The organism is Humibacter sp. (assembly GCF_035547335.1).
Lineage (GTDB): Bacteria > Actinomycetota > Actinomycetes > Actinomycetales > Microbacteriaceae > Humibacter.
On record NZ_DASZVF010000008.1, the window covers coordinates 25,921 to 33,108 of the forward strand.

Consider the following 7,188-nt stretch of genomic DNA (forward strand, 5'->3'; position numbering starts at 1 on the left):
TTCGAAAAGTTGCTTCTGGCCGGCTGAGTGTTACGGCTGGGGGAACGGGATGAACGCGACGGCGATCGCGATGAAGCAGAGGGCCTCCGTCAGCGCGACGCCGAGGAACATGAGGCTCTGCAGGCGGCCCTGCAGTTCCGGCTGGCGGGCGACCGACTCGATGGTCTTACCGATGACGTAGCCCACGCCGATACCGGAGCCGATGACGGCCAGACCGAAGGCGAGCGGAGCGAGTTGTCCGACGATATTCACGTGCGTTGTTCCTTTCGAGGGGTGGATGATGCGGTGCCGCGAGCGGATCAGTGCTCTTCGGCCACCGCGAGCTGGATGTAGATGGCGGACAGGATCGTGAAGACGTACGCCTGCAGGATCGCGACGAACAGGTCGAGCAGCGTGAACGCGATGCCGAAGGCGAACGATCCGATCCCCAGGACGCCGAGCAGGTTCCCGTCGGCGAGCAGGGTGAAGAAGAAGAACTGCGTGGCAGCGAAGCAGAGCACGACGAGCATGTGCCCGGCCATCATGTTCATGGTGAGCCGCAGGGTCAGCGTGACGGGGCGCACGATGAACGTGGAGAGGAACTCCAGCGGCGTGAGCAGGAAGTACAGCGGCCACGGCACACCGGGCAGGAAGAGCGAGTCCTTCCAGAACCGCCAGCCCTTCTCGCGCATGCCGGCGATGATGAACATGAACCAGGCGATGATGGCCAACACCAGAGGGAGGCCGATGATCGCCGTCGGGGCGATCTGGAACCCGGGTATCGAGCCCATGAGGTTCATGCCGAGGATCAGGAAGAAGAACGTCATCAGGATCGGCTCGTAGCGCTTGCCGATGCGCTCACCGAGGTTCTGGTAGATGATGCCGTTGCGCACGAAGCCGACCATGTACTCGAACGCGACCTGCGTGCGAGACGGGCGGAGCTTCATGTTCCTGGTGCCCAGCCAGAAGACGAGGAGCACGAGAACGGTCACCAGGATGCGGATCAGCATGACCCGGTTCAGGGCGAACGGAGTGCCTGCGAACAACACGTCCGGCGGGAAGAAGTCGCTGATCGACGGACCTTCGAAGCCACCGGAATCGTCGCCTTTGACAGACAGCACTGTGGAAATGAGCATGGGCGTTATCAGGGGATTCTCCGGCATCGGTGTTCAACGAGGAACGAGGAACAGGTCGGGGTCTGGGTCTGAATCACTCTACCAAACGTAGAAGGCGTTTCTGCACGCGCGGCTCTGGCCGCATCCGGGGCCCGGAGACCAGTCGTCGACTGGTCAGGGACGAGCATCCGCATCGTCGTCCGTGCCGGCGGACGGCGCGGAAGGACCGGCCGCGGACGGCAGCTCGACGTCGACGTAGGGCACGCGGGCGCGCACGTACGCGACGCAGTCGAGGATCAGAGATCCGAGAACCGCGACGATGATCGTGAAGAACATCACACGTCCGTCGACCCACTTCTGCGATCCGACGAGCAGCACGACGACGACGAACACGATCACCTTGAGCAGCCAGGCGCCCATCACGGTGCCGAAGTAGATGGGCGACGTGAGGTCGCCGCCTGCCAGACGGTAGGCGACGAGCATGGTCACCGCCGTCAGCCCGAGGTAGACGGCGGCGACCACGGCGCCCAGGAGCCCGCCGAGCAGGCCAGGCACTCCCGAGACGGCAAGGCCGATCAGCCCGGCGACGACGGCCACCGCGAGCGCGAAGATCGCGCCGTATTTGAGCGCGAGCACCAGCATCGGCCGTGCTCCGATCGGCCGCGGGCTCCGCTGAGCAGAGCTCGTCGGTGGGTGGGGATGGGTCATGATGCGGCTTCCTTCCGTGGTTCGTGCCGGATCGAGTCACGACCGGGCAACTGGGATGCCGCGTCGAGCGGATCGAAGCGGGCGGCGGCATCCGCTCCGCTGGATTCCGGCGGGGTGAGTTCTGCGGCGACCTCGCTGCTCTTGCGTCTGCTCAGCGGGGCCAGCGTGATCGCCGTGCAGACGACGAGCCCGACGCACAGGAAGACGACCGCCGGCCAGACGGGCTGGAAGAAGAACAGCAGGCAGCCGATCGAGACCACGGCGGTCCATGCGTAGAAGATCAGCACGGCGTGCAGGTGCGAGTGGCCCATGTCGAGCAGCCGGTGGTGCAGGTGCTTGCGGTCGGCGCTGAACGGCGACTTGCCGACGCGCACCCGCCGGAACACGGCCAGCCCGAAGTCGAGCAGCGGAACGATGAGCACGGCGAACGGCAGGATGATCGGGATGAACGCGGGCAGTAGGGAGCGCGCGCCGCCCTGCTGCAGCGACACCGGGTCGATCTGCCCGGTGACGGCGATGGCGGACGACGCCATGAGAAGACCCACGAGCAGCGCGCCCGTGTCGCCCATGAACATGCGCGCCGGATGCCAGTTGAGCGGCAGAAACCCCGCGCACGCGCCGACCAGGATGATCGCGATCACCGACGCCAGGCTGAAGTAGTTGGACGGACTGGTCTTCACCGTGATCAGGTAGCTGTAGAGGAAGAACGCCCCGTTGGCGATGAGCGCCACTCCTGCGACGAGACCGTCCAGACCGTCGATGAAGTTGATCGCGTTCATCACGAGCACGATGGCGACCACGGTCATCGCGACGCTCATCCACGGCGATCCCACCGTCACTCCCCCGCCGAGTGGCAGCGAGTAGATCTGCACGCCCAGCCAGGCGACGAGACCCGCCGCCACGAACTGACCGGCGAGCTTCGTCATCCAGTCGAGATCCCAGAGGTCGTCGGCGACGCCGATCACCACGATGAGCAGCGCGGCTCCCAGGATGGCGAACACCGGAGTCGGATCGGAGAAGACGACCCCGAGCAGGGGACCGCCGAAGCCGGGGAAGCTCAGCGAGATGAGGTACGCGACGCCGAACGCCACCACGATGCCCAGGAACATCGCGACGCCGCCCAGACGAGGTGTCGGCCTGGTGTGGACGTCGCGCTCCCTGATGCGCGGGTAGAGCTTGAACTTCAGCGCCACCCGCCACACGACGATCGACAGCACGAAGGTGACGATCGCCGTGATCAGGCCGATGGCGAGGAGGAGAGTCATGTGGGCTGCTGGTCCCCTGCGGCCGTCGCTTCGAGCGCGTCGCCGACGACGTCGCGGATCTGCTCGTCGGAGATGACGCCGTGGCGAAGGATGCGCAGCTTGCCGCTTCCCGTGGCGAGCGCCGTCGCATCCACGATCGTGGACGACGTCTCGGTCAGGCCCGACTCGGAGTAGTCCGCGCCCACCTTGCCGCCGTCGAGGTAGACCTGCACGCTCTCGCCGAGCATCTCCTCGGCCTCCTGCGCCGTCGTCGCGGCGGGCATGCCTGTCTTGTTCGCCGAGGACACCGCGAGCGGGCCGGTGGAGCGCAGCAGCGCGAGGGCGACCGGGTTGTTGGGCATCCGCAGCGCGACGGTGCCTTTGGTCTCGCCCAGGTCCCAGGAGAGCGAGGGCTGAGCCGGCAGCACGATGGTGAGTCCGCCCGGCCAGAACGCACCGGCGAGGTCGCGCACCTCCTGGGGAACCGTCTCGGCCAGCGCGTCCAGCGTCGTGAGCGCGGGGATGAGCACGGGCGGCGGCGACTGGCGCCCTCTGCCCTTGGCGGCGAGCAGGGCAGCGACCGCCGCTGCGCTGAACGCATCTGCGCCGATGCCGTAGACGGTGTCGGTGGGAAGGACGATGAGCTCGCCGGTCTCGATGGCGGAGCGCGCCTGCCTGGTGCCCTCGGCGAGACCGTCATCGTCTGAGCAGTCGAAGAATGTGGTCATGACCGGTCGATTCTAGGGTGTCTCGCCGTGCCCGGGCTGGGCCCCGATGCGTGTGGTCGCCTCGCCGGACGTCGTCGGCCGTTGCCGAGCTGCTTGTGCTCGCTTTGTTTACGATGCATACTGTTTATGTCGCACACGCTGCGTATCCGATACGCAGAAACTCAACGGATCGGGCTGCGACGACGCGAGCCCGGAGCACGGCATACGGATCCGCGGCGACCTGGCAGCGACGACCCGCAAACGGAAGGAAACGACATGGCGACGACACCCCTGCAACCCGCCATCGAGATCGCAGGCCTGCGCAAGGCGTACGGCAGGCATCCGGTGCTCGACGGCGTCGAGTTCAGTGTGCCCAGAGGCGAGATCTACGCGCTCCTCGGTCCGAACGGGGCGGGCAAGACCACGACGGTGAACATCCTGTCCACGCTGGTGCGCCCCGATGCCGGAACCGCCAGCATCGCCGGCGTCGATGTGCTGGCCGACCCGGCCCTCGCCCGCAGCAGGTTCGCCCTCACCGGGCAGTACGCGTCGGTCGACGCGTTCCAGACCGGCGAGGAGAACCTCGCGATGATGTCGAGGCTCAGCCACCTGAGCCGTGCTGAGGGTCGCGCCCGCGTCGCGGAGCTCCTGGATGCCTTCGACCTGGGCGATGCCGCTAACCGCAAGGTCTCCGGCTATTCGGGCGGCATGCGCAGGCGGCTCGACCTGGCCATCAGCCTGGTCGCGGCTCCCGAGGTGCTGTTCCTCGACGAGCCGACGACGGGACTCGATCCGCGTAGCCGCACCCAGCTCTGGTCGCTCGTGGCGGACCTGGCGGCGAACGGCACGACGATCCTGCTGACCACGCAGTACCTCGACGAGGCCGAGCGCCTCGCCGATCGCGTCGGCGTGCTCGACGGCGGCCGCATCGTCGCGTCGGGCACGCCGGACCAGCTGAAGTCCCAGGTCAGCGGCGATCGCATCGTGTTCTCGTTCGCGACGCGGGCCGACCTGTCGATGGCCGCCGAGGTGGGCGGCTCCCGGGCGGACCTCGACGTGGACGACGACGCGCTCGAACTGCGCGTGCCATCGGCGAACGCCGTGGCCGACATCCGCTCGTTCCTGGCCGAGGCCGCTGCTCGCGGCATCCAGGTGACGGATATCGCCATCGTCGCCCCCACGCTCGACGACGTCTTCCTGACGCTCACCGGGCGCGATGCCGCCCACAACACCACGACCCGCGCCGCGTCGGCGCGCGCGACAGACGAGGAGAAGGCCGCGTGACCACCATCGACTGGGCACCGAACACCGCATCGGTGCGAAAGACCGGCTTCGGCACCGCGATCGCCGACATCATCGCGATGTGCGGTCGCGAGCTGAGGAGAACGCTGAGGAGCGTCGACTCGCTGGTGACGGCGTTCGCGATCCCGGTGAGCATCATGCTGGTGTTCGTCGTCATCTTCGGCGGCGCCATCGAGTCCGACGGCAACTACGTCGGCTATGTCGTGCCGGGCACGCTCGTGCTCTGCCTGGGCTTCGGATCCGCGGCGACGGCGGTAGCCGTCGCGCAAGACGTGACGAGCGGCACGGTGAACAGGTTCAAGACCCTTCCCGTGCTCGGCTCGGCCGTGCTCCACGGCCACGTCATCTCCAGCGTGCTGCGCAACCTGGCGGCCTGCGTTCCGGTGCTCGGCGTCGCCCTGCTTCTCGGCTACCGCCCGCGGGCCGGCTTCGTCGGATGGGTCTTCGCGCTGCTGTTCGTGGTGCTGATGATCCTCGCGTTCACCTGGCTGAGCGCCCTCGCGGGGCTGTTCCTCAGCGTCGACGCGGCCGCCTCGGTCAACTTCGTGTTCCTCTTCCTGCCGTACGTCTCCAGCGGGTTCGTGCCCGTCGACACCATGCCGGCGTGGCTGCGCGGGTTCGCGGAGCACCAGCCGTACACACCCATCATCGAGACGCTGCGTTACCTCTTGTCCGGCACGGCTCCGGGAAACACGCTGTGGGTGGCGCTCGCGTGGCTCGCTGGCATCCTGGTGGTCGGCGTGCTCGGAGCGGCGCTCGCCTTCGGTCGAAGCGTCAAGGAGTGAGCCGCTGACCGTCACGCTGGTGGCCGGCGTCGGGATCGCCGGCCACCAGCGTGTCTTGCGGCTCGACCGCCTGGCCGATGCGCGGGCGGCTCATAGACTTGCCGGAGCACAGCAGCGAAGCGGTCGCCGCATCCGCATTCCCCGTTCGCCCCCTCTGGAGCGCCATGTCCGACGAGAACGACACGTCAGAGCTGGCGCTGCCGCACGCCGTGGCGCTTTCCTGGGGCGTTGCGGAGCGTCCGCAACGCGGGCCCAAGCGGGAGCTCAGCATCGAGCGCATAGTGGAGACGGCGATCGAGATAGCGGACGCCGAGGGACTGGGCGCCGTGTCGATGGCCCGCGTGGCCTCGGCTCTCGGCTTCACGACCATGTCGCTCTACCGGTACGTCACCAGCAAAGACGACCTCCTGCTGCTCATGCAGGATGCCGTCGCGGACGTTGAGCTGCCCGAACCGCCGGAGGACGACTGGCGGGCCGGGCTCGCACAGTGGACGGCGGCCAATCTGAACGTGTTCACCCGTCATCCCTGGTACAGCAGGATCCCGGTCAGCGGCGTGCCCATGACGCCGAACGTCATGCGCGTCGTCGACACCGCGCTGCGCGCGATGCGCGGTGTTCCCCTGCGCGACGAGGAGAAGATGGCCACCGTGCTCCTGCTCGCCTCCTATGTGCGCGGCGTGGGCGATGTGCAGAGCGACCTCGCCACAACGGGTGCGCCAGAAGACGAAGCCACCGGAGCACGCTTCGCGGCCGCGTTGGCTCAGCTGGTGACGGCTGACCGCTTTCCCGATCTCGCGCCGCTCATCGCCTCCGGCGCCTACACGACCAGCGAGTTCGACGACTTCGGGTTCGGGCTCGAACGCCTGCTCGACGGCATCCAGCGCTTCATCGAGACCGCTCCCGGCCGTGCCGACGAGAACGGCCACACGCCCGAAACCAACGAGACCACGACGGACGACGTGGCACTCTACGGCTCGGACAAGCGGGTCAAAGAGGCCGCGAAAGCACGTCGCGAGGCGGAGAAGCTGCTGCGCGAGGCACGCAAGAGGGAGCGTGAGGCGCTCGCGGCCGCCCGCGAACGCGCGCTGAAGGCGCGGCAGAAGGCGCGGTCCTCGTCGCCGGGCTGAGCAGCACCGGGCTGAGCAGCACCGAGCTGAGCATCACCGGGCTGAGCAGCACCGAGCCCCACAGCCGCGAGCGGAGCGGCATCACCGCAGGGCGGTCGTCACCCTGTCGCGCAGCGTGAGGTCGACGTGCGTCGACGGCGAGCGCCAGCCGTCGGCCTCCAGGATCGCGCGCACGTGCGTCCCCTGCAACTCGCCGTGCTCGATGGCGACGAGTCCGCCTG

The 7,188-nt window shown here is 67.8% G+C and carries 9 protein-coding genes; 3 read left to right on the forward strand and 6 right to left on the reverse strand.

Translation table 11 applies throughout. The features are described 5' to 3' along the window. Positions 1-30 precede the first annotated feature (30 nt). The 5 genes from atpE to VHB92_RS01935 all read right to left on the reverse strand — a co-directional run bounded on the left by atpE (position 31) and on the right by VHB92_RS01935 (position 3,774). On the reverse strand, positions 31-252 hold the full coding sequence (gene atpE, locus VHB92_RS01915; protein WP_325450821.1) for a F0F1 ATP synthase subunit C: 222 nt from the start codon (positions 250-252) through the stop codon (positions 31-33). Positions 253-299: 47 nt separating this feature from the next. After that, positions 300-1,115, reverse strand: coding sequence for a F0F1 ATP synthase subunit A (gene atpB, locus VHB92_RS01920; protein WP_325450823.1), 816 nt, complete (start codon positions 1,113-1,115; stop codon positions 300-302). A 153-nt stretch (positions 1,116-1,268) separates the two neighbouring features. Further along, positions 1,269-1,802 carry a hypothetical protein gene (locus tag VHB92_RS01925; protein WP_325450825.1) on the reverse strand — a complete coding sequence of 178 codons (534 nt, stop codon included), beginning with the start codon at positions 1,800-1,802 and terminating at the stop codon, positions 1,269-1,271. Next, the gene (locus VHB92_RS01930; protein WP_325450827.1) at positions 1,799-3,067 is read right to left on the reverse strand and encodes an MraY family glycosyltransferase; all 1,269 of its coding nucleotides are present in this window, start codon (positions 3,065-3,067) and stop codon (positions 1,799-1,801) included. The genes VHB92_RS01925 and VHB92_RS01930 overlap by 4 nt, the downstream gene beginning before the upstream one ends. Further along, positions 3,064-3,774, reverse strand: a complete 711-nt coding sequence (locus VHB92_RS01935) for an L-threonylcarbamoyladenylate synthase (RefSeq protein ID WP_325450829.1) — start codon at positions 3,772-3,774, stop codon at positions 3,064-3,066. The genes VHB92_RS01930 and VHB92_RS01935 overlap by 4 nt, the downstream gene beginning before the upstream one ends. Before the next feature lie 255 nt (positions 3,775-4,029). On the opposite strand from VHB92_RS01935, the gene VHB92_RS01940 reads away from it, so the two are divergent. Together VHB92_RS01940 and VHB92_RS01945 are read left to right on the forward strand one after the other, a co-directional pair. Continuing rightward, positions 4,030-5,037 (forward strand): ATP-binding cassette domain-containing protein, encoded by a 1,008-nt coding sequence (locus VHB92_RS01940; protein ID WP_325450831.1) that lies wholly within the window; start codon positions 4,030-4,032, stop codon positions 5,035-5,037. After that, positions 5,034-5,840 (forward strand): ABC transporter permease, encoded by an 807-nt coding sequence (locus tag VHB92_RS01945; protein WP_325450834.1) that lies wholly within the window; start codon positions 5,034-5,036, stop codon positions 5,838-5,840. The genes VHB92_RS01940 and VHB92_RS01945 overlap by 4 nt, the downstream gene beginning before the upstream one ends. Here the strand turns inward: VHB92_RS01945 and VHB92_RS01950 are convergent. Next, positions 5,830-6,006 carry a hypothetical protein gene (locus tag VHB92_RS01950; protein WP_325450836.1) on the reverse strand — a complete coding sequence of 59 codons (177 nt, stop codon included), beginning with the start codon at positions 6,004-6,006 and terminating at the stop codon, positions 5,830-5,832. The genes VHB92_RS01945 and VHB92_RS01950 overlap by 11 nt on opposite strands. Here VHB92_RS01950 and VHB92_RS01955 point away from each other — a divergent pair. Continuing rightward, positions 6,005-6,967: a TetR/AcrR family transcriptional regulator gene (locus VHB92_RS01955; RefSeq protein ID WP_325450838.1), complete on the forward strand. Its 963-nt coding sequence runs from the start codon at positions 6,005-6,007 to the stop codon at positions 6,965-6,967. The genes VHB92_RS01950 and VHB92_RS01955 overlap by 2 nt on opposite strands. Positions 6,968-7,188 lie beyond the last annotated feature (221 nt).